We start from the raw sequence: 286 nt of genomic DNA on the forward strand, positions 1-286 counted from the left end.
TCGTCGGCGGTGACCTTGCGGATGCGATCCGGCCATTCGAGCACGTCCTGCACATTGCCGCCGGTGGCCAGTGTCGAGCCATACATGTTGGCCATGTCGTCCTGCTTGTCGCGGGCGAAGATCATCGAGCGGACATAGCGGGTCTTCGCCCGCTCCAATTCGTCGTCGGTCACGCCGTCCTTGACAATGCGCGCGATCTCGCCGTCGACGGCCGCCTCGACATCGGAGAGCTTGGCGTCGCCGCGCGGCGTGCCATAGACGGTGAAGTTGGTGGCGTCGAGCATGG

At 65.0% G+C, this 286-nt stretch carries 1 pseudogene; it reads right to left on the minus strand.

The features are described 5' to 3' along the window. Window positions 1–286, minus strand: a pseudogene (locus EN851_RS35820) (insulinase family protein); the annotation flags it as partial.

The organism is Mesorhizobium sp. M8A.F.Ca.ET.208.01.1.1 (assembly GCF_004791315.1).
Classification (GTDB): Bacteria; Pseudomonadota; Alphaproteobacteria; order Rhizobiales; family Rhizobiaceae; genus Mesorhizobium.